The sequence below is a fragment of the Mojavia sp. genome (assembly GCF_059505145.1).
In genome coordinates, this window is the sequence record NZ_JCACKA010000103.1 from 1 (window position 1) to 22,516 (window position 22,516).

Consider the following 22,516-nt stretch of genomic DNA (forward strand, 5'->3'; position numbering starts at 1 on the left):
TAGGTTTCGACCCTTTCACCTTTGACATCATCTAAGGAGAAATTGCACACACCCAACCGCCGCCCCATTGCAACCATCGACTTGATAGCACTGAGCCGACGATTTACCGTAGCTTCAGCCAGTTTTTTCTTGATGAGGTGCGCTTTGTACTTGAGAACCACAGCAACGGCGTGACGCTGTTCCAGGTGCAGAAACTCCAAAACTAAATCCCGGCTGGGTTCTTTCTTGGCAACGAATAAGAAGAAATCTTTCAAGTCTTTCTGGTATTCGCGCTTAGTATTTAGAGATCGCTTATCACCAATCAACTGCCCAATTACATCAGGGTCATTCTCTAGAGAAAAGTCCTCACCGATCGCCAACGCCAGTGAGTTTTCGAGAACGCTAAGGTTTTCAGGATGGATCGATGTCATAGCGCAGCAGAGATTTGGGAAGTTGAATACTCAAGCTATATCTTAGTTGAACAGGAGTGTTTTTTCTTATAAGTGGTGTGAAAACAGCTATTGTCGCACTATGTCCCAACCGACGGGAGGGAGGGGTTTGAAGAGTATTTGTCAGATGATTTACCCTCAAGTCGGGCGAATCAGAGAAATTTTCTGCGATAAAAGTGTAAGGATTGACGATCTCTGTACGTGATCTGACGGTACATGAATAGGGCGTGGACAGTAACGAACATCACTATCCATCTTTTGGGGTTAGGGTGTTCCAGGGTGTGTTGAGCAGAGGTAGGGATGACAATAGTTGATAGCAATATTGCTATCGCTATTGTCTGTACTCGCGTCTATACCCGGTAGATAAATCGTTAGGCTTTAAATTACATAAATCCTCGAAAATAGGCGTTATTCACACAAAAATTTTAAATATCACTAGTAATATTTATAAACAAAGTATTAAAAATAACTAGTAAATTGTTTACTTATAAAACTAAACTGTATAGTTTGCATTTAAGAACAGCCTCGCCAGATCTGCCCCGAATGAGGTGGGGGGAGTTTCTAGTGTACGTACAAATTTATAAATTGTTATAAAAGATTACATAAATATTTTATCGAGTAACGAAAACAAAAGATACTAAACAAAATTTAGATTTTAGGATTTTAAAATAATAAAAACAAGTAAAGAGACTGATGAGTAAATCTCATGAGCAATAAAAGCAAAATGCGGGATATTATCGTATTTTTACCTGGAATTACCGGAAGTGCGTTGCAAAAAGATGGTAAAGACCTGTGGGCGATATCGGGTCAAGCTGCGTGGAATTTTGTTACAACAATGGGTGATTTAATACAACAGCTGAAATTAGAGGGGGATGACCATACTATTGATGACTTGGGAGATGGTATTAAAGCGACTAGTCTCATTCAAGATACTCATTTTGTTCCGGGACTGGTGAAGATTGATGGATATACAGTCATTGCTCGCCGCATCCAAGATGAATTTGATGTTACTCCTGGTAAAAATTATTTTGAGTTTCCCTACGACTGGCGACGAGATAACAGAGTAGCATCTCGTCAGCTTGAGAGGTTTATCAATCAACACTTACCCCTGTGGCGCGATGCTAGTGGTGCTAAAAATGCAAAGGTTATCCTCATTGCCCACAGTATGGGAGGGTTAGTATCTCGATATTATTTAGAAGTTTTAGGAGGATGGCAAAATTGTAGGGCTTTAATTACCTTTGGCACTCCATACCGAGGTTCTATCAATGCACTTAATTATTTAGCTAATGGCTATAAAAAGCTATTTGTGGATTTAACTGATGTTATGCGTTCGTTTACTTCAGTTTATCAATTACTACCTATTTACAAAATGCTCCAAGTTGGTGAGCAATATCAACGAGTAGCAGAAACTGATAACATTCCTAACTTGTTAAGCAATAAAGCAGAAGATGCTTTAAAATTTCATCGTGAAATTGAAACTGCCCAACAAATTAATGTTCAAAATGAGCATTATAAAAATAATTTTTTTATTGTACCTTATGTTGGTACTGAACAAAAAACTTATCAATCTGCTCAATTATTAGATAAAGAATTAAAAATCTGTTGGAAAGTACCACCCCTTGTAGGTAATGAACTTAATAGTGGAGATGGAACTGTACCTCTTGTTTCTGCTACTCCAATTGAGTTTGATACTAATTCTCAACTCAGATTTTATAGTCGTTTTATTGCGGAAAAACATGGCAGCTTGCAAAACAACGGCTCAATCTTACTTGATTTCCTAAAAAATATACAAAATTTACAACAACTAGAAAAAGAGCCGATAAGAGGAGCTTTAAGTCAAACAGCTATCAGTCTTGAGCTTGATGATTTATATTTCAAGGACGAATTAGTCACAATAAAAGCAGAAATTAAAGGGCGTATTCCACAGGGTGTCAAAGACAATTTAGCCATAGAAGCACATATAGAACCTGTGAGTAACAGTGGTACAAAACGCTGTGTTGAGTTTCAAAAAATAGAAAACGAATGGTTAATATCTATTAATGATTTGGAACCCGGATTATATCGCTTACAAGTAAAAACGCTTCAGTCTGGTGGTGGTTTTCCAAATGCAGTACATGATTTGTTTGAAATATGTCAGTAATATTGGACTTATAAATTATGGCGCAAGAATGGTCAAAATTTGATGAAAAAGGATTAGCGCGGTTTGTTATTCCTGAATTACCATATTTTTTAACTTTGCCAAATCATGTAAATCGATTAGAATTAATCCAATGGGATAAACATCAACTTTTAAAAGAAATTTATAAGGCTTTATTAGCTAAAAATATAAAATACGCTTTTGAACCATTTAATTCCGAAAAAAATACGCAGTTTATCCGTACATCCAAAGAAATTTTAGAAACTCGCGCTGAGGGTACATGTCTTGATTTAGCGATTTTATTTTGTGGAATTTGTTTAGCTTGCGATTTACTACCTGTATTGATTGTGCTTGAAGGCCATGCTTTAGCAGCAGTATCAATGCGCTATAATAGACAAGAATATTGGGATGACAAATCTACTGAAAGACAAGAAGAAAGACGCTTTTTTCAAGAGGAACCTCTTTCGGATTATAAAAAATTACAACAATTGATTAATTCAGGTAATTTTTTAGCCATTGAATGTACAGGTTTTGTAAGTTCCCAAACCACTCTTCCAGAAAATATGCCAGAAGGGATTGGGCGCAATGAAGACGGTTTTTTATCATTTGAAAGAGCAATTGAAGCAGGTAAAGAACAAATTAATACATCTGGTAGGCAATTGAGTTTTGCTATTGATATAGCAATTGCTCACGAATACTGGAAGATAAAACCTCAGTTTCCTCTCGAACAGCATATTGGAGAAAATCAAAAAATCCCAGTATGTGACTTGCTTAACAAGCATTTTAATAATCAGTTGGTAAAAGAGAAGAATAGTAGAAAATACATACCAGACATATTTATCGAAGTTGCAGAGGTCAAGGATAATGCTAGATTTTTTGCTCATCCTGTTTTGTTTTTTCAAAAAATTATAAGTGATATTAATTCCATTAATTTAAGTGAAGTTAATCGTGTTATTCAAAAGTTGTCTTTACAACCAATTCAGTTGAATTGGGAACAAACTGTACCTTTATCAATAACTATTGAGGAATTATATAAATATGCAAGTTCTTTACATGAAGCATTAAGCAAACTTCGAGATGAGCTTGATCCATACTATTATCGTAGTTCAAACCCTGCAACAGATACCAATGTTCCCTCAAATAAGAAATATGTTTACAAAGAAATAAAATATCTTTTGGAAAGAGTAACTTTCCCATTAATATTGGATATTGAAGAATTAATTGAAAGATTAAAGCTAATTTCATCTCATATTCTCTTTATTATTGCTAGAGCAGGTCAGGGAAAAACTAACTTCGTTTGCAATTTAGCAGAATCAGTTCTTAAAAAACGTAACTTACCATGTATTTTTTTTACAGGACGTGAATTTAATCATATAGACACTGAACGAATTAGTGAGTATCTTTTCAAATCTATCTTTGGGGAGCAAGTTGAGACCTTTGAAAAAGCTTTAATTTATTTAAATGAGCTTGGTATTAAATCAAATAGTCCAGTAATAATAATTATTGATGGAATTAATGAGCATAAGAATATTCAAGCTTTTTCTCATCATCTCGGAAAAATGATTGAGAAAATTTTAGAATATAAATATATAAAGCTTATTATTACTTGCAGGTTAGAGTATTTTGAGGAAAGATTTAGCAATTTTAAATATGCTAGTTTTAATACAGAAATACGGTTTATTGATAATTTAGATCGGTACATGAGCGAAATTCATAAAGACCATATGGTAAAGGGATATTTTCGCTTTTTTAAGCTACGCTCTTCATATATATCAAAAAGTGCAACTGAAGTACTAGAAAATGATACTTTACTTCTTCGTATGTTTTGTGAAGCATATGGAGATATAAATGCCAAACAAGAAATTCAACTTCCTCAAATTTTTGATATTTACAGAGACAAGATTTTTAGAAAGTATTTTGAGCGAAAGATTGAAGAAGCAAGTAAGTATGATGAAGATTCTACAAGGCTAAAAATTGGCTCCACAAGCAAGTATAAGCAAGTTCTGAAGAATATTATTGAGCTAATGTTAAAACGAGAGCAATACTCAGATATTGCAATTGCTGATTTGCCATCAGAATATCATGATACACTTGCATCTTTACTCGCTGAAGATATTATTTTTAGAAAAGATTTAGCCGACGTAGATGATATTCTCGATACTCGAATTGAGGTAGTTAACTTTACATTTGATGAATTTAGAGACTTTTTATTAGCTAATCATCTCGCAAATGTTATTTTTCGTAACAGACCTTATGAATTTGAAGTAATTCTTGACAGAATAGTAGCTCCAAATTCACCAGTTGCAGAAGGGATAAGAACATATTTATTTTTTGCATCCAGACCACAAGATAATAGAGGTATTCTTGAGGTTATAGGAAAAAAAGATTGGTACAAAGAGATTTTTATTAAATCAATTTTTTCAGTTGAAGAAGAATTTATAAAACAGGAGGATTTAAATGAGATTAAATTAAGGTTTTGCGAAAATATACAGAACTCATCCTGGATAATCTGCATGTTAGCATTGCGTTGGCGTTCCAGTTGGTACTATCGCCTAAATATCCATCTATTGTTTGAAATATTAGGTGAGTTAGACGAAAACAAGTATAAAGAATTTGTTATCCCTTGTGTTAGAGGTTCAGGTGTTTATAGTTTTAATGGTTTTCATTCTTGGAATATCAAGGATCTAGCCAATCATCTTAAAGATAAGTTAGATGATGAAGATTTCCGAAATGATAATGAGGCTTTTAACCTTATGGAACTTTTAATTTATTTCTTTCCTATTGGGGAAGGATGGGCATATTTAACACCTGCCTTTGATGCTTTTAGCAAATTCGCTAAAATGAAACCAGATGTAGCCATCACATTACTTAAAAAGTACACACAAATTACAAATTTAGAAATAAGAACATTAGTCTGGAGAGTGTTAACCTCTCTTGTGAGAATTAGTGAAGTACCTACTGAATTAGCTCAAGAAGCATGTGAATGGCTTCTTGAAAATGCTGAGACCGAGGGGCTTAAATCAGCTTCATTAGCAAAAGAGGTTGTAAGATTTCTTGAAACATATACTGAAGAGAAGCTATTTTGGTATGAAGATTCTGTTGTTACAGAAATGAAACGATATACTTCACGACCAGATTTCTACGAGCAGATTGATGATACATGAAATTGAGTTCGGTAAGTTAGTTGTTATACTTGATAGACAGTACAGTCTGTCAGAATTTCGCACAGCATCACAAGTTATACCAGGAAGCTATGCTGAGGAACTTGTAGAGCGTGTATATAACTGTCTATTTAAACACTCCAAAAATTTGGTAACAGAGTATGAAAAATATTACGCGGTGGAATATGCTGGCTTCTGCGATTTTCTGTATTGGAAATACAAATTCAGTAAAGATATAGCAATGAAAATACAAAGCAGAATGGAAAATAGTGTTTATGTTGCCCATACCAGAGATAGTATCTGGATGTTCAAAGATGAAACTGTTAGTTCTGTGTTAAAGCATATACTTTATCAATTGGGAGAAAGTGATTGTAACTTAGAAGAAGAAACTGATTATGAACTAGAGGAAAGCGAGTGGGAGCAAGAAGAAATATAGCAATGAGTAATTTAGAGGAAAAATTAAATGAAGATTCGGACTGATTTTGTATCGAATAGTTCATCAACATCATTTGTAATTATCACTAGCGGAGATTTTGAAAAAAGTGATTTTTTTGAACTGATGGGTGTTACTAAAAAGTCACCTTTATTTCCACTATTTGAAGCTCTATATTACCATGTGAAAGATGGTATGCACCCCGTTAAAGAGTATTGCCATAAATATCATAATGCTATAGATAACTGGCTAGAGTTGTTGAAAAGTAAATTTGCTGATGAGGTAGTAGAACGTATCACCGAAGCTGATAAAAATGGACATAAAATTTTTATTGGCAATCTATCTAGTGATGATGGCGATGAAATTGAAGCATTTTTCTGTACAGACAGTTTTGAAGTTGAGAATGATAAAATTTACTTCAATGCATTGGAGTGTGTTTGGTAATGAAAAAAACACCGCTTGTTATTAAACATTTTAAAGAACAGCACTATTCTACTTTTTTCAATCCCAATACAGGTTTTTTTGCTCGAATAGAAGAACCAGAACACGATGAACCATTTTGGTCTTGGCATGGGCCTGAACTCTTGGATATTTCAATTACAAATTGGTGCGATAAAGGATGCGCTCTTTGCTATCGAAAATCTGACGAATTAGGACACCATATGTCAATAGAGGATTATGAAAAAGTTATCCAACAAGCACAGCAAATGCACGTTTTTCAGGTTGCTTTAGGAGGAGGAAATCCAAATCAACATCCCTATTTTTGTGAAATCCTTTGCTTAACTAGGGAAAAGTATGGAATAGTCCCTAACTACACAACTAATGGCCGTGGTTTAACAGGAGATGTATTGCAAGCAACAAAAAAATATTGTGGAGCAGTTGCAGTTAGTGCCTATTCTCCTTACAAGGAAACACAAGAGGCTATTGATTTACTTCTCTCATATGGAATAAAAACCAATATTCACTTTATCCTTAGCAGTGAAAGTATCAACACAGCTATTGATTGGCTTAAAAATCCACCAAATTTCCTTAGCAAGATTAATGCCCTTATTTTTCTAAACTATAAACCTGTTGGCAGATACTACAGCCATAAGCTATTGTTAAAAAACAGTAACAGAGTTGAAGAATTTTTCCATCTGGCTACAGAGAAAAAGCATAGTTTCAAAATAGGGTTTGATACCTGCACTGTGACTGGCATCGCTAGGTTCACCAAGACTCCTCATATATGCTACGAAGGTTGCGATGCAGGAAGATTTTCAATGTTCGTATCTGAAGATATGAAAATGTACCCTTGCTCTTTCATGGTAGAAGCAGGATATGAAGGAGTTCCAATTGTTGGCAACAATATGAAAGATTTTTGGCAAAGTGGCGAACCATTCAAGAGAATTCGCAACAAATTAGGTTCAGGAGGTTGCGTTGGTTGTCAAAAGGCAAGCTTGTGCTTAGGTGGATGCCCCTTATTTCCTGAGATTAACCTCTGTCCAGAACAGTGAACAGTGGTCAAGTGTGCCACATTCGCTATACGAAGTAGAAGCTATATATAGTCTTTTATACAGCAGTATATCTAAATACTGTGCGGAGTGCTTGTGTTAGTTAATCACCTTTAGATGTTTCTAAATTATAAGTCAACTCCATGAAAAGCCCCTAGTGATGTACAGGGGCTTTCTGGTTATTGACCGTTGGACATAACTCAAGGAAACAATTCCTTATATTCGGTATAAGCCTGCTTCCAGCCCTTACCATTTTTTTCAACTCCCCAGAGGGATTGAATAATTTGAGTCTGCGACATCTTCTTATCAACCATCTGCTTGACGATGCCAGTCAGTTGCTCAAGAGTCAATTCTGCGGGAGTGTAGCGAGTGTTGGTATCGATTCCGGTATCATTGGCAAGAGTATTAAAATCGCCGTTTTCTGCGAAAGTATCACCGATTCCGGTATCATTTTCAGTATCGATACCAGATGATTCCAAAACCTCAGAAGCCTTATCAGTTGGCTGGTATCGGTCGGTATCGCTTGGAGTTGAGGCGAAAGTCGGCGGTGGCGCATTTGCTATCACCCAAGTTTCATTAATCCAAGCTCTGGCCTGATTCAAAAACTCATCTGGTGGTTTGTCTTGGGGCGGTATGGAATCGGTAATATCAGCGCAATCACTTCTCAATTCAGGAAAATAAACAAGCAGTGTCCGCGCCGGGTCTGGTTGCCCAGAATGAGGATTCACCTCAGTTTTTAGCCATTCTGGAATGATACCAATTTCACCGCCAACAACTGGCTTATCAAAACTATCAGGGTCAGCCAGGAAGTAACGCCCTGTTGCCAGTGAGATTGACTTGAGTGGAGACAGTTTTTTACTTGTTGCCTCACAACCAATGAAAGTAGCCCCACTTTTGAAAGTATCGCCAAAACCTGCGGTGTTTTTCGTCCCAACCCACGAAGTCAGATTTTTGCCGTGCAACACCACGAAAATTTGTGCGCCCTTCTTACTGGCGCGAGTGAACAAAAAGCGAATGATCCATTGCTTCTGCTCATCCGTAAGGTAATCAGACAAGGCGACCGCTTCATCAATGACCAAAATAATATCTGTGTAACTATTTTGGGCGGCATTGTCCATTTCCCTCAGATATTGGTACAAATCGCCTGCAACAAGAGCATCAGCCTTTGCACCGTCTAGTTCTGGGTAACTAAGTCTGCACACTAGGCGATGGCAGAAAAACGGGTAAATGTCATCGCCTCCAGTGAAATAGTGAATCTTGGTGTTTGGCTCAAGTGCTTTACTGAGGATGGCTAGAATCGCCATGAGCGTACCCTTACCACCTCGCTGATTACCTGCAATCACCGTGATTTGGTCACGGATGCACTTGGCGATATCAAAACCACTGTTGGTTAATACGTCGATAATTGCGATCGCTCGGTGGTGTAGTGGCAGGGTCAACACTGATTTAAGGTCTGGTGCTAATGCTCTTGCAGCAGGTTCAGCCTGTGAGGAACTGGGCAACTCTATAAACTTTGGTTGTGGCAGTTGAGTAAATTTTGGTTCAGGTATCTTAGATTGCGGCAGTTGAGATTGCTGCTGAATTAGAGTCACTTGTGCATGGTCAATTCTAGGGTCGGGGGCTACCTGTGCCAGATGTTTGCACAACTGCTCAACAGTGGGAAACGCGCCTCTGTAAGTTGTGAAGTTGTCCAGTAGCCACCTGTAAGCATAGAACCGCTTACCAGCTTCTACGCCCGTGAGAAATTCAGTTAAGGTGCTGGTGTACTGCCGCAGCATGACAAACTCGCTACGTTCTAGGGGTGTAAGGTGGTTCATCAAATCCACAATTTCATTAGAGCCAGCAAACCATTCGGCTCTTGCTTCGCTGTCACCCATTGCTGCTAAGAATTCTAGGAAGTTACCACGCACAAACGGAATAGGCGCAAAGTAGTGAGAATCGGTCATGTCTTGCACCACTGACCAAGCGTAGCCCAGCCCAGCAACTAGCGCACCGATGGGGGCCAGTGGAGAGGTGGCATAGCAAACAGCCCCGATTGATGCCGTTGCTAGAGTGACGCATTTGGCTAGGTTCATCCCTGCCCTTTCAGTTTTGGCACGAACTAACAATTGGTCAAGCCTTTCTACCAGCCAAGGAGCGATGTTACCCGCTTCCAGGTGTTCAATGCAAGGATAGTCAGCCCTCAGTGAGGCAGTTTCTTTTGTGGCCATCTGTGGTATTGGTTGATGAATATCGGGTGAAAATTCCATAGTTCCTCTCCAATTTAAAACCCTCCACCCTTGCAGGTAGAGGGTTGTGAATTACTTATTTAGTTAATCGCCAAATCGTGTAACCTATCTCCCCTGCCATCATCGTGGTGAAGTTGTAAACTAAACACCCCAAAATCTGGCCAGGGTCAGTGTAGGCGAAGGGATTACGGCCTACAAAGGTTGTGGTTAAGTCGAATAGCCAGAAAAACAGTGCAATTGCGCCTCCGGCATAGCGTTCTTTCATTCCTGCCACTTTGTAGTCACGCCACAATGCGGTAGTCAGGTCAATGTTTGCAGTTGGTTTGCTGCTGAGGGTGTACTGTTTGGATTCCTCAAACTCGCTTCGGGCTTGGTCTGGTCGTTTACCCCGTAAGCTCCGGGCTTCCATTACCTGAACTAAAGCAGATATGGCAAGTGATAGCCAGAAAAACAGATTAAACGGGAGCGTTAGCCATCCAAACCAACCAATCCAAGTTTTTTCAAACCACACGAACATCGGAACGCCTTGAAACAGTGTTTGCCAGATTCCATCAGAACTAAGGAGTGTGCCAAGGAAGAAACCCATTGCACCGAGTATTTTTGTGCCTGATGAACCTGGCGTGACGAACTGGGCGACGATATGAGTAATGAAGGTCACGGGCAGGGCAATGATATCAACAATCCACCCGGCTAAGATTTCAACGTAATTAGTGACTCTTTTGTTGCTAGTTTTTGGAGAAGTTGCAGCTGTCGAGTTTGAATCATTTGAGGGTTTATATTCTGCACTTTTCATGATTTACTCTGCTCCATTTGTGGGGATAAATTGCAGACATTTATGTAGTGATACTTCCAAAGCCAACGCCGTTCAGAAATCTGTCCTATGCAGCGACCTCCTGAGTCATAAACATAAACTTGTTCATCTTCCTGGTAATAGCTGGTGTCAGGTCTTGGGTTGCGTTTTGGGTTGTCTAAATAGCCTCTGATTCTGAGTTTTAAACTGGTCGGTAATATGCCAGTTTCATTCAATTTGTCGCTGGTCAGTTTGCGTTGTTGGATGCGTGAACGTTCAACAGATTCTCTTGCTTCTAAGTCCGACACAGCCGAAAAAATGTAGAACTGCTGAGGCAGTTTGATAAACATTGGTGCAGCAATCAAACCCAAACCCAATAGCCCCAGCATGGCTTGTTTTTGGTACTTCATTTTTGAGTCTTAAGTTGATTGATGATTGCTTCTGCTAATCCCAAGTGGTCGCCTATCGGCGTGTACTGATACAAATCCTCTTGAAGCTTTTGAATAGTATCAGCCGATTCTGACAATAAATATTGTCCCTGTGTAGCAGTCTCAGAAGCGATTAAGTTGTCAGTTATCGCTTTCAAAAAATGCAGTTTTTCGATGCGATTAATCCCCTCAAGGCAAGAACCATAAGTATCTTGCAACCAGTCTAAATAGGTTCCATCTCCAGGCGTTAGAGCGCAGTAATAACCCAGTGGTTTCGTCATTTTGGTAAAATCCTTGTGTAGTGTATTCTTCATTAGGCGGAGATACATCTGTGGGTGCGATCGCTCGGTGTCCAGTCAAGCGGTCGCTCTCCCATCACTGAAAAAATCCTTCTCTCGAAACATCCACAGTTGAATCTGCGGCTGACCATTGCAGAGTGTTGAAAAATTGGCTTACATCCCCAAGGGTTACATCACAATCAAAATTCAACCTTTGATATTGTGGATGCTGCCTTATTTGAGTTAGTAATTGTTGGGCTTGTGCAATCAATTCTGGTAGTGGTTGAGTGTTCATAATTCACCTCAAAAAATTGATAATTGCAATGATTCCTGACTGATAACTGAAGCATTAGTAGACATCCCTGAGACTTCATAACAACGAGTAGTCAAAGCCTTGTGATTGAGCAGTAAATCAGCTTTCTTTCGTTGTTCAGCTAGAGGGCGAAAGTGGTACGCGTGGATGCTCTCTTGTGCCTGTTTTGTACACGTATTGGTACAGGGTTCGGTCAATCTGATAAACCTTGGAATTGGTTAGTAGGGTTGAGTCATAGACCCTATTTAAGTCGTTCATGAAGCCACTCCTTTAAACTGAGAAGCCATAGAAGCTAGTCCGGTCTTATTCGGTTGAATTGCTGCTGGTGTAGATAAAGAATTTTGAGTTTTTGGAGATGTCTGTACACCAATACCACCTTGAAAAATTAACTTCTCTACTGCTGCACTAAGGGCTTGCGTTGGGGCATCGTGAGGAATATTGAACATCTGGCATAATTCATAAACTGCTAAGTATGAGATGGTTATACGCCGAGATTCGTAGGACGTTATATCAGACACTTGTTTATACTCCTGTGGAAATTTCTGTTAATAGCTTTAAGCCAAAAGCATTGATGAATTGGGGATTTTCTAAAACCACGAATCCCAAGTCAGCAAGATTCTGATCCACTACTGGCAGGGAGACACCACCGCCCCAAGCAACCAAGTATTTTGCACGGTCTAAATAGTTGCCACTCGTAACAAAGTTAGCGAATTTTTCAATGCGATTCGACCACCATTCATCCAAACATTGGGCATATTCAATTTCAAAATTCTTGCCTGTAAGGTGATTACCTCCGTATGTAAAAGTGCCTTCTAAAATCCCTTGATCAACTAATGTGGGTGAGTGTTTTACGTCCTTAGTAATCAAGCTTATTGGGTCGTTTCGTTTGTCGAGAGCTTCTGCAATCATCGAATGCAGTTGCCCACATCCACCCTCAATCAAATGTTGGTCTATAACTGCACCGTTGCCATTAAAAACTGTGCCTAGCCAAGTCGATGAACCGATATCAAGGGCGATGGCAATCTCGGATTCTTCAAGGGTTAGGGTTGGTGAACCAAATAAGCAATAGGCGATGCTGCCGAAACCTTCGGGATAAATGCCTGTGACTACAATTTCAACTGTCTTGGTGACAATCTCACGATTAACTGGGTGCTTGTGTTGGAAGGTATGAGTACCTTGCACTCTGCGTTTAATTTCTTCTGCCCAGCGTTGGGGGTTGTGGTTGCTCAAGCTAATTTCTAGTTCCATCTCCGAAGGAATGTTCAGAACTGCTAAGTCTGCAAGGATGCTTTCTAATGCCAGTTCTGCTTTTTTAGATTTGTCCTCATGAAGTAGGGTGTGATCCGCCTGGGCGATCGCTGCACTGCCCCAGAAGAATTGCGTGTCTTTCAAGTCCAGACGCTTCCCTTCGACATACCGCACCCATGCCCCATCTTTCGATATGGTTTCGTGATGCCGGAGGTTGCGGTTACGAACAAGTGAGTATGCGGCAGGCATCATGATGCAAAAATCACCATAATTTGCCTTGCCGTAGCCTGCGCCTGCGTCTTTACCACCTTTGACGGTAGTTAGCCCAGAATTGGCAAGCTGGTCTGCTTGAGTAAGCCAATTTGTGGCATTGGTGTATGTGGTTGTCATGGTTCTGATGATTGGTAAAAGTCTTATTTATTCTGGGTTTGGAGAATTTATCGGCACAATCACCTTAAATCCACACATCCAGTTTTTGGTAAGCCTACAAGTCACTTTCTGGCTTCTATTGCCTTTGTTGGGTGGCATTTTTTGGCTGTTAGAAATATTATAGCATCTAAATAGATGTAAGTAGATGTAAAATAGCAGCAAAACAAAATTAAAATAGATGTATGTAACATCAATAGCGCAGCAGTTTATAATTTATAGGAATCACAGCGTATGATTTAGGAGGCAATTTGAAGCGGAAATGATTCATGACCAAGCGTTTTAGTGTAACGCTACCTGATACAGTATTTGAGCAGCTTGAAGCACTAGCTGGCAACCAAGGGCGAACTACTGCCAATCTAGCGGCATATCTTATAGAAGTAGGAGTCCGCAATATGAAGCTAGATCCGCTACCAACTGAGAAAGGGAAAAACGAATAACCAACTCAACATAATTGTTGGATTATCAGTCAACAAGAGGAAGAGGCGGTTAATAATGCGAAAGCCAGCTACACTCAAATTGAATTTAATTCTCGGTAGTGTAGGCTGTACAGTTCCTCAGATCCTTGAACAATGCTCAACTTTTATTGAGCAATTTCAAGCAAACATCAGATTTTCTTAGGTATAAGACTGACAGAAGTTCTGTAAAATCAAGCAATAAAGCAAATGAAGCTTGTAATGGAGGTCAATATACAAAAGCACCAAAAAAAACAAAGTGCTACTAAGTAGTGAACACTTTGTCCAATAGTAAAGATTAAATATCTAAGAGCGGGGTTTATCTCTTACAGACCAAAGAAGTGGAAGGAAGTTGGAAGGTCTAACCACTAATTGGCAACAGAGATTGTTCCGCGCTGCTTACTAATATTATATGAGTTGCTGTGAAAATTTCTATATTTCCATTGGGAATTTTTGGGATTCAAATTTATCAATTTTTTTGATAGTGTAAAAAAGCCTAAAGAAGCAAAACAGTAAATCTCATAGATATCAGGTGTAGCAGCGCGTTAATCCCCTCTAAATACTGAAAAACCAGTTAATTGAGGGAAAATTTGTGATTACTAACAACGATGCACTTCAACCAATTGAACTTACTGGGCAGTATGAGATAGCATCTCGCCCAACTACAGACAAACCAACAGAAGTTACCAAAACTAACCCATGCCCTCACTGCGGCAAACCAGACTGGTGCTACTCAATAGGTGAATTAACAGTCTGCAACCGTTCGGCTGAACCAGCTAGTGGATGGGAGAGGACAGCTAAGAGCGATCGCAACGGTAAGCCCTACTACGCACCAGCTACACGCAAAAAATCGCCACGTCCCCAAGGTAAGCAAGAGTATGTTTACACTGATACGGCAGGCAATCCTTTAATCAAGGTAATCGTCATTCGTCCTGGGAAGATTAAGGATAAGGATGTCTTTCAGGAATATTGTCATGGTACACGTTGGGTTAAAGCCAAGGACTTGAGCGCCGAATTAAAACGCTCCCACCAGGAGAAAATCACCATTTATCGATATGCCGAAGTCCTCCATGCGATCGCTGCTGGTAGACCTATATTTATGGTCGAAGGTGAGGAAATAGCCGATATTCTCTGGGCAATGGACATACCAGCCACCACCACCATCGGCGGTGCTGGCAAGTATCGCGCTTATGGTAACTACCAAGATTCTTTAGTTGGTGCTAACCTAGTTCTTTGTCCCGACCGTGACGAACCAGGGCTAAAGCACATGGAGGATATTAACAAAGACTTCCCAGATGCCAAGTGGTTGTATGCCCCACCCAATGATTTTTACTGGACACACTTACCCAAACATGGCGGATTGGATATTAAAGACTGGGTACAAGATGGGGCAACAGCTGACGACATCCTACAAGCGATTGAGTCGCGGCGAGTTGTAGTTGATGCACTCAATAAAACCTTGTCCCTGGAGGCCGAACGGGATAGGCCCACCGAAAGTAAACTGGAGCAAAAATTGAATGCTATCCGTGCTGTTTGGGGCGCTCGCCTACGCTGGAATACACTCAAAAAGCAAGTTGAGTTAGACGGGCGACGGCTACCACTTGACCGCATTGATTTAAAAGTGGCGATTGATGTTCATATTGATATCAGCAAGGAACAAGCTAAAAGCGTTGTCTTAGAACTAGCTCTAGCAAACTCATACAGCCCGGTAATTGAGTATTTGTCATCAGTAGCACAGCGTTACCCCAAGGTAGATGTGAGTTTGTTGGATAAGTTGGCCGAACGTTACTTCGGCACTCATGACCCATTACACGCTGCACTGATGAAACGCACTTTAATTGCAGCTGTGGCTAGGGCATTTGAGCCAGGGTGCAAACATGATGAAATTACCATCCTCCAAGGTAAGCAGAAATCCCTCAAGTCAACATTCTGGGAAATTCTAGCCGGAGAGGATTTTTTCACCGATGACCTCAACGGCACAGAGAAAGACGAGGTTTTAAAAATTAGCCAATATTGGATTCTTGAATATGCCGAGTTTGAGAACGCCTACAAGAAAAAGGATGTCTCACAACTGAAGGCGTTTTTGTCGAGAAAGAAAGACTCAATGCGTCGTCCTTATGGCACAGATATTGAGGATTTCCCCCGTCCATCAATTCTTGTCGGCACTACCAATTTAGATGAATTTCTCTATGACCCCACAGGTGAGCGTCGCTTTTGGGTGATCAAAGTTTTATTCAAGAAAATACCCATTGACCTGCTCAAGGAAGAAAGGGATTTAATTTGGGCGGCGGCGGTCGCTGCCTACCGTAATGGTGAGCAATGGCGACTGACCGACACCGAAGACAAATGGTTAGATGCTGCCAATAAGCAATATCAAAGCACTGACCCTTGGGAAACTGCGATCATGACTTGGGCTGACTTACACCTTGAAGTATCTGTGGGCGAAATACTGAGTGATGTTCTCAAGATTGAGTTAGCCAAGCAGAGTAAAGCCGAACAAAACCGTGTCGCTGCCATCTTGCGTTCTCACGGCTGGACAAGCGGAGATCGCAAACGGGTTAACGGTCGCTTAATTCGTCCCTGGATTCGACCCCAACAAGAGGTGGAACAGAAGGTGGAACGGGAGGTGGAACGGGAGGTGGAACAGCAAGAAGCCCATAATATACCTGACTTACAACAAGAGTGTTCCACCTGTTCCACCAATTCCCCCCAAACTTTTCCAAATTTTGATAGCAATGATCAAACTGCCCAAACAATACCGCCCCAAATTGCAGCACCAGAAGTAACACTGCCAGAAACAACACCGATAGAAGCAAATGAAAAAAGTTTAGAGGGAATTGGGGTGGAACAAACTGTAGATGAGCCTCAAACCTCGTCACCACAAGCAGTCCAAGAGTGTTCCACCTCCCGTTCCACCCCCTGTTCCACCTCTGGTTCTGCTCCCGAATTATCAAATGAGGAGAAACTTATGGGCAATGTGGAACTGATTAAAGAGTGCGTTGCCGATCAATCCTGGGAGTTGATTGCTGAACTGACAGAAGAATGGACTGAAGAATTTAAAGCTGCCGTCTGGAAGCAGTTGTCAAAAGACTCGCGCAGGGCTGTTAAGCAACTCAAGCCACAATTCGATACCTGATATGAGTGTCAGAAATTCTCTGGCAGTGCGCTCGCTCTTTCTTCGAGTGGGGAATGGCACTGGTGTTGCCGATTTCTTAATTGCAACTTGAAAGGTAAGCAGAGAGAGACTTTTGGGAGCTTCGGCTGCCTATCGCTGTTGCGCGGTCGATGTTTTAAGGAAATGACCACTGTTCAGTAAAGCCGCCATAAGCGGACAGTTCATCAGGCTTGAATAGTTGTTGTGGCTGAACCAAGCGCACAGCTAGACCCACGTATAGCAAAAGCGTGAGAGGATGTTAAGCGGTATGCTAGTTCAATGTCGCTTTGGGAGGAAACTCCAAGAATTGAGGGGCGTGTCCGCCAATGTGATCCCACGTTGCCTTGGAGCCAACGAAAATGTGCATCTCGATTTGAACACCTGGATCTCCATCGACGCTTCCGAGGGTCACTCCATGCACCTTGCCGTCGGCTGTACCACACAGCGTGGTTCCACAGATTCGACAGAAGCACAAACCCCATCCAGGCTTCGTCTCATAGAAGGTGAGATTCTCTTCACCACTGAGCCAGGAGAATGAACCAGGCTCAACTTCAGCGTAAGCAGAGCCGGCGGAGCTAAATGCCTTTCTACAGCGAGAGCAGTGGCAGCTGCGTCCAGGCTTAAGCGGTGAATTAATCTGGTACCGAACCTGTCCGCAGAAGCAACCGCCAGTCCTAGCCATGATCTCTCCCATTGTTGTTTTATGCCGCTTGTTGTTTTATGCCGCCCAACTATTTATTATGCGGAAAATTTTTGAATATCAGTGCAAATCAAATACTTCTAAAGTCCGTAAATTTTCTAGTTGGCTTATTATTTTGGCTCGTTATTCATGCAGCATTACACGAAAGGGCTATTTGGTGTAATACAAGCCTCAAAGTCTTCTCGACTCATACAAGGGCGCGATCGCCCACCTGCCGCCGGATAAAAAGCCTGATCGCGCCATTCGTGTTGAGCCAATGCTGCTTAGTCGTTATGTTGCAGCAGATATGCAAGTTCATGACACATCACACTTGACTAGAATTGAAGTAGTAGAAGAGAAATCTTCTACGATTGCCTGTTTGATCTCAATAGCAAGATAATTAGCCATTTTTAGCCCTCTGAGCCTCACCATTCATCTAGTAAAACTGGAGTTCCCCAGGAAAGTTGCTTGAAGGTTGCTTACAGAGATTAGCGTCAGGTGATAGCAAGATGCTTAATGCTTTACGGACTGGAGTGGTGTTTGGTGATGGAATGCTAGCTTCCATAATCCATCCCGATTAATATAAGTGCTACTGATCATCACTGTGAATTGCTCACGCCCCTGACGTTGTGCGGTAGCTCTATAGACGACAACAGCACTATCTTGTGTCAATTGTAAAATCTGAGGCTCATTATCAATTTGCCAAAAAGAAAATGGGGGTTGTCCCTCGTTCGCGGCAATGGTGCTTTCTTTATTCAAAACTCCAAACATTCCTACTGTCAGAGCATCATCTGTAAGGTAGCTCCGAATTAAGTCCACGTTCGCAGCAGAGCTTGCCTGCCAAAACTGTTTCTCAAGTGCCATTAATGTTTCTTTCAGTTCCATGTTTGTTTCCTCATAATGTCGCATCAAAGCACGTCAGCGATGTGAGATTTCCATTTTTTTTCGCTCTTGATATTATCAGGCAGTCAGGTTGGCCACCGCTTTCTTGGTGCGCGGTAGCGAGGGGAACGAAAAAACTTCGTATACGAACTATTAACTAACTATAATGGCGCAATTATGGCAAATAAATGGAAAGTCTAATTTTGGCTCAATTTTGGCAATTCAATGGCAGCAGAATGGCAAATCAATGGAATTTCAAAATGTCATTTCTCAACTAATTATCACTATTGAGAATTGGGACAAAAACTGGCTCAACTTTGGCACGGCAATGGCGTGGCTATGGCACACCAATGGCAATTAAATGGAAAATGCAAGAATTTCCGCATTTCTAAATGTGACACTAATATTATGCTTTCACCAAAAATTAATATCAATTTCTGACGCACAGTACGCCAAAAAGTTTGGAAAGTTATTTTGAACCAAAAAGTGATTTGAAAGGAAGAACAATCAAAAAATAACTACGATAAAACTACATTAATGCTACAGAAGCAGAATGCGAAATACCCGAATTTGCAGTTGTATGTCTAGTTATGCTTTGAAAGTGCAGTGAAAATTATCTGCTACAAACTATGAGCAATAACGACGAACCTGAAAATTTTTTTGTCCAGGACAGCAATTTCACAAGAGACAAAATTAAAGTTGAGATACCCGCCCCTGAAGAACCGACTTATCAGCAGAGAATTAATTGTAGCCGGCAAGAAATTGGGATTTCGTTCTAGTGCAGAGGTAAGGACAAACTATGCGCTAATAAACCTATTGCATATAAAAAACCCTGGAGAAATGCCAACTCTATTGAGATTGCAATTTATCCAGGGTTGTAAAGTATATATTTATGGCACGTAAAAACGTCAACTAAGTATTCCCAAAAATTTTGGGATTTGAACATTAATAGTGGGTTCAAGCCCCCTCCAATCACCACCCTACATCCTCTGACGATTTAACCCAATCAGTAGGGCAGTTGGTCATTCTTTTTTATGCTTTTTTACTTCTGTCTATTATGCTTAAATCTTATTTCAAGCCAATACCGTGCAAGGAAGTAAGGCAGCACTGGCAGGTTATTTCTTAAGTCCAATCGCTCCCTGTATGTAGGTATCTGTCAGGTCAGTACCCGTCAGGTTGGCACCGCTTAGGTTGCTATCCTTGAAATTAGCACCGCGCAGGTCGGCACCGCTCAGGTTGGCATCCTTCAGGTTGGCACCCTTGAGGTTAGCGCCTCGCAGGTCGGCACCTCGCAGGTCGGCACCTCGCAGGTCGGCACTGTCTAAATTAGCGTCCAGTTTTGCACCGCCGAGTCGGGCATGGTTGAGTCGGGCACGGCTGAGGTTGACACCGCTAAGGTTAGCACCGCTCAAGTTGGTACGGCTGAGGTTTGCACCGCTAAGATTTGCACTTTTACCGAAGAACGTGAGGTAGGCCAGGTCGGCACCGCTGAGGTTGGCATCGCTCAAGTCAGTACGACTGAGGTTTGCATTGGTTAGAAAGGCACCGCTGAGGTTAGCACCACGGAGTGAGCTACCGCTTAGATCAGCATTGGTTAGAAAGGCACCGTTGAAGTTGGCACTGCTCAAGTCACAATTTGTACATTTTTGAGTAATTCCCAACCAAAGAGTTTCCCTACCCCCATTCATTTGAGTTACTGTCCATCCCAGCCAAAAGATGATCCAACCCCCCGACAATAATTTCCATAATTTGTCCAACTTAACCCCCATTCTGCGAATCTGGTGGTATTTGCTGTCGCGGTGACTGTACTTAGCTTATAACGCACTGTTCACACACCTTGCACCCTGCGCTTGAGCTAGCCTTGCCTTAATTGAAAAACTTAACTTAAAGCTGCTGATTCCAATCTGCCGCCTTGCACTTGATCCTGAATGACTGTTGGACTGTGGCAGTAGTTCCATGAGTGCCCATACAGCAGCTTCTCCCGTTTTATCCTTGCCAAATGCCACTTATACAAAAATCTAGATAGCTATTTTGTGTGAAACTGTTATCGCGGTTAGTTGCCAGCTAAGGATTTGAAAAAACAGGCATCAAAAATGACTACTAAAAAACTACATGAACACTACAAAAACAGCTTTTAAAGACTCAATTCATCATCCTGCTGGCGTTGCTGTTGCTGCTGTTGCCTTAACTGTCGCCCATAATCAAGTAGCTGCTGATTCCAATCATGTGCCTGAGATTTTTTGATTTGGGACTGTGGCATTAGTTCTAATACACGCTGTGCTGCCGCATCAGAGCTTTTATCGTTACCAAACGCCACCACTATATTATTGATGGGGAGCAATCGCTCAAGCGGTAAGCAATTGAAGTCATCAATAGCCATATAGAGTGTTCGTTCGGGTGGAACATCGCCCCTGATAAGATATTCCAGCATGGCTCTTGAAATAGCATCGATGGGGGACTTACATAGAATCGCTGTTGAGGTAAAATCATTAGCTTTACCCCCCAAGTGGAAGTAAAACCAGCAAGAGCGGCGTTTGGTTCCTTTAGAGTATCCCTTAAAGCTGTTGTTCTCTCCCCTAGTTCCCCGTAGGAATGCACCGTTACGTTGACCCTCAAGATTCCGCATGACAAAAACAGCGTTTTGTTGGTCATCAGCGTAAACTAGCCCCTGGTTTTTCAGCATTTGAATACAGTCAGAGCGGATGCCCCGAAATTGATTGAGGTAATGTTCAACGGCAGACCAGTTAGCTTTATCTTCAACGGGTGGGGTGAATTGGGGACGTGGTTCAGTCTGGATAATGTCAGCCGCCCTGTTCTTAACGTGAGCTAGAGCTGCACGTTCTACTCCAGCTGACCCGAATCGCTCATGTAACCAGACAACCGCCTGCCGAAAATTGCAATTGTTAACGTGCATCACCAAGTCAATCGCACCACCGCCACCCTTTTGTTGATCGGGGGCAAAGTCGTAGAATTTGGGCCCATCTATATTAATGATGTGTCCGTGACCCTTCCATCGCTCATAATCGTAATTTAGCCCCAACTCCCAGGCGACATCCTCTAAGGCCAAGTCCCGCAGTTGTTGGGTTTTCAATTCCAGCGATCGCACAATTTCTTCTAGCCGTTGTCGCTCCTTCTCGCTATAGAAAGCCCGTTGCTCTGCACTTCTCAATCGCTCAAGCATGAAAGCGCGGTCAGCCAGTTGGTGGTTAATCGCTTGAAAGTGTTCATCAGACTGAATCCTGGCAACGTAATTCCTGGCTGATTCAAATGGTGTCGGTGCTAATTGGTTATTTGTAATGACTGCGGTGAGTGGTTCACTGTTAACCGCTTGGTAATATTCTTTGACTTTGGTGTGGGTTGCCTTACTGCCCTTTACCCCTCGTTCAATGCCCAAAGGAGCAAGTGCAGCAGCATAGCTATCTTGCAACTTGGATAACTTAATTCTTCCCTGTCCACCTCTACCGCCGAACATCGCGTCATGACTGACTCTCCCAGTTTTCTCGTTCAATGGCACGATGTAGGCGTGAATGTGTGGGGTACTTTCATCTAGGTGGAGTTCTGCCCTGACGCACTTTGACCCATAGTTTTGAGATAGCCAGTCACGGGATGCTAAAGCCCATTGCTGCATTCTTTCATCAGACCACTGCCCAGAAACAGATGGATTTAAGGGGCGGAAATATTCAGGTGATGCCGAGAGAAACATCTCGGTGCATAACACCGCATCATGCCGAGGGCGATGCAGTAGCGTAGAGATTTTTTCCTTAACTATCTCCTCTAAAGAGCGTGAGTCTTCTGTCCCAATCAACCGTCTATTATCTTTAGTTGGATCTGCGTTGGGTGTTTCTCTATTCCTGGTAACATGGTCATCACTTCCGGCAACGTTGCCGAATGTTTTTAGTTTCTCAATTCTGAGAATTGTTAGTGGCGACATAAAAGTTTTATGCTACAAGTGCAGTACTTTGTAGTACCAAAAAACCCCTCCGGGC

At 41.4% G+C, this 22,516-nt stretch carries 21 protein-coding genes; 9 read left to right on the forward strand and 12 right to left on the reverse strand.

Features of this window, described 5'->3' with window-relative positions:
- On the reverse strand, positions 1-410 hold a 410-nt coding region (locus AC5JL8_RS28640), incomplete at its 3' end, for a site-specific integrase (RefSeq protein WP_495883073.1).
- 724 nt (positions 411-1,134) lie between these two features.
- Between AC5JL8_RS28640 and AC5JL8_RS28645 the strand changes: the two genes are divergently transcribed.
- The 5 genes from AC5JL8_RS28645 to AC5JL8_RS28665 are packed head-to-tail and all read left to right on the forward strand — an operon-like array spanning position 1,135 to position 7,652.
- Entirely contained in the window at positions 1,135-2,568 is a 1,434-nt protein-coding gene (locus AC5JL8_RS28645) for a lipase family alpha/beta hydrolase (RefSeq protein WP_495883074.1), read from the forward strand.
- A 17-nt stretch (positions 2,569-2,585) separates the two neighbouring features.
- Positions 2,586-5,729, forward strand: coding sequence for an NACHT domain-containing protein (locus tag AC5JL8_RS28650; RefSeq protein WP_495883075.1), 3,144 nt, complete (start codon positions 2,586-2,588; stop codon positions 5,727-5,729).
- Complete coding sequence (locus tag AC5JL8_RS28655) at positions 5,719-6,162, forward strand: hypothetical protein (protein ID WP_495883076.1); 444 nt, start codon at positions 5,719-5,721, stop codon at positions 6,160-6,162. Before AC5JL8_RS28650 ends, AC5JL8_RS28655 begins: the two co-directional genes overlap by 11 nt.
- Positions 6,163-6,189: 27 nt before the next feature.
- Complete coding sequence (locus tag AC5JL8_RS28660; protein WP_495883077.1) at positions 6,190-6,603, forward strand: hypothetical protein; 414 nt, start codon at positions 6,190-6,192, stop codon at positions 6,601-6,603.
- Positions 6,603-7,652, forward strand: a complete 1,050-nt coding sequence (locus AC5JL8_RS28665; protein ID WP_495883078.1) for a radical SAM protein — start codon at positions 6,603-6,605, stop codon at positions 7,650-7,652. Before AC5JL8_RS28660 ends, AC5JL8_RS28665 begins: the two co-directional genes overlap by 1 nt.
- A gap of 197 nt (positions 7,653-7,849) precedes the next feature.
- On the opposite strand, the gene AC5JL8_RS28670 is transcribed toward AC5JL8_RS28665, so the two are convergent.
- The 7 genes from AC5JL8_RS28670 to AC5JL8_RS28700 form a co-directional block, all read right to left on the reverse strand.
- Positions 7,850-9,898 carry a hypothetical protein gene (locus AC5JL8_RS28670; RefSeq protein ID WP_495883079.1) on the reverse strand — a complete coding sequence of 683 codons (2,049 nt, stop codon included), beginning with the start codon at positions 9,896-9,898 and terminating at the stop codon, positions 7,850-7,852.
- Positions 9,899-9,953: 55 nt separating this feature from the next.
- A complete protein-coding gene (locus AC5JL8_RS28675; protein ID WP_495883080.1) occupies positions 9,954-10,670 on the reverse strand; it encodes a hypothetical protein in 717 nt (238 codons plus the stop codon).
- Positions 10,667-11,077, reverse strand: coding sequence for a hypothetical protein (locus AC5JL8_RS28680; RefSeq protein ID WP_495883081.1), 411 nt, complete (start codon positions 11,075-11,077; stop codon positions 10,667-10,669). Before AC5JL8_RS28680 ends, AC5JL8_RS28675 begins: the two co-directional genes overlap by 4 nt.
- The gene (locus AC5JL8_RS28685) at positions 11,074-11,376 is read right to left on the reverse strand and encodes a hypothetical protein (protein WP_190756169.1); all 303 of its coding nucleotides are present in this window, start codon (positions 11,374-11,376) and stop codon (positions 11,074-11,076) included. The genes AC5JL8_RS28680 and AC5JL8_RS28685 overlap by 4 nt, the downstream gene beginning before the upstream one ends.
- 94 nt (positions 11,377-11,470) lie before the next feature.
- Positions 11,471-11,668: a hypothetical protein gene (locus AC5JL8_RS28690; protein ID WP_495883082.1), complete on the reverse strand. Its 198-nt coding sequence runs from the start codon at positions 11,666-11,668 to the stop codon at positions 11,471-11,473.
- Between the two features lie 272 nt (positions 11,669-11,940).
- Positions 11,941-12,204, reverse strand: coding sequence for a hypothetical protein (locus tag AC5JL8_RS28695; RefSeq protein WP_495883083.1), 264 nt, complete (start codon positions 12,202-12,204; stop codon positions 11,941-11,943).
- Between the two features lie 4 nt (positions 12,205-12,208).
- Entirely contained in the window at positions 12,209-13,324 is a 1,116-nt protein-coding gene (locus tag AC5JL8_RS28700; protein WP_495883084.1) for a ParM/StbA family protein, read from the reverse strand.
- Between AC5JL8_RS28700 and AC5JL8_RS28705 the strand changes: the two genes are divergently transcribed.
- From AC5JL8_RS28705 to AC5JL8_RS28715, 3 genes are all read left to right on the forward strand, one after another.
- Positions 13,323-13,487: a hypothetical protein gene (locus tag AC5JL8_RS28705; protein ID WP_495883085.1), complete on the forward strand. Its 165-nt coding sequence runs from the start codon at positions 13,323-13,325 to the stop codon at positions 13,485-13,487. The two genes, AC5JL8_RS28700 and AC5JL8_RS28705, sit on opposite strands and share 2 nt — an antisense overlap.
- A gap of 142 nt (positions 13,488-13,629) precedes the next feature.
- Positions 13,630-13,800: a ribbon-helix-helix domain-containing protein gene (locus AC5JL8_RS28710; RefSeq protein ID WP_495883086.1), complete on the forward strand. Its 171-nt coding sequence runs from the start codon at positions 13,630-13,632 to the stop codon at positions 13,798-13,800.
- Between the two features lie 607 nt (positions 13,801-14,407).
- On the forward strand, positions 14,408-16,951 hold the full coding sequence (locus AC5JL8_RS28715; protein WP_495883087.1) for a virulence-associated E family protein: 2,544 nt from the start codon (positions 14,408-14,410) through the stop codon (positions 16,949-16,951).
- Between the two features lie 289 nt (positions 16,952-17,240).
- On the opposite strand, the gene AC5JL8_RS28720 is transcribed toward AC5JL8_RS28715, so the two are convergent.
- Together AC5JL8_RS28720 and AC5JL8_RS28725 are read right to left on the reverse strand one after the other, a co-directional pair.
- A complete protein-coding gene (locus AC5JL8_RS28720) occupies positions 17,241-17,663 on the reverse strand; it encodes a GFA family protein (RefSeq protein WP_495883088.1) in 423 nt (140 codons plus the stop codon).
- A gap of 498 nt (positions 17,664-18,161) precedes the next feature.
- Positions 18,162-18,533: a DUF4440 domain-containing protein gene (locus AC5JL8_RS28725; RefSeq protein ID WP_495883089.1), complete on the reverse strand. Its 372-nt coding sequence runs from the start codon at positions 18,531-18,533 to the stop codon at positions 18,162-18,164.
- A gap of 163 nt (positions 18,534-18,696) precedes the next feature.
- Between AC5JL8_RS28725 and AC5JL8_RS28730 the strand changes: the two genes are divergently transcribed.
- Positions 18,697-18,891, forward strand: a complete 195-nt coding sequence (locus tag AC5JL8_RS28730; protein ID WP_495883090.1) for a hypothetical protein — start codon at positions 18,697-18,699, stop codon at positions 18,889-18,891.
- A gap of 754 nt (positions 18,892-19,645) precedes the next feature.
- Here AC5JL8_RS28730 and AC5JL8_RS28735 read toward each other — a convergent pair.
- On the reverse strand, positions 19,646-20,266 hold the full coding sequence (locus tag AC5JL8_RS28735) for a pentapeptide repeat-containing protein (RefSeq protein ID WP_495883091.1): 621 nt from the start codon (positions 20,264-20,266) through the stop codon (positions 19,646-19,648).
- Positions 20,267-20,664: 398 nt separating this feature from the next.
- On the reverse strand, positions 20,665-22,461 hold the full coding sequence (gene mobV / locus AC5JL8_RS28740; RefSeq protein WP_495883092.1) for a MobV family relaxase: 1,797 nt from the start codon (positions 22,459-22,461) through the stop codon (positions 20,665-20,667).
- Between the last annotated feature and the right edge of the window lie 55 nt (positions 22,462-22,516).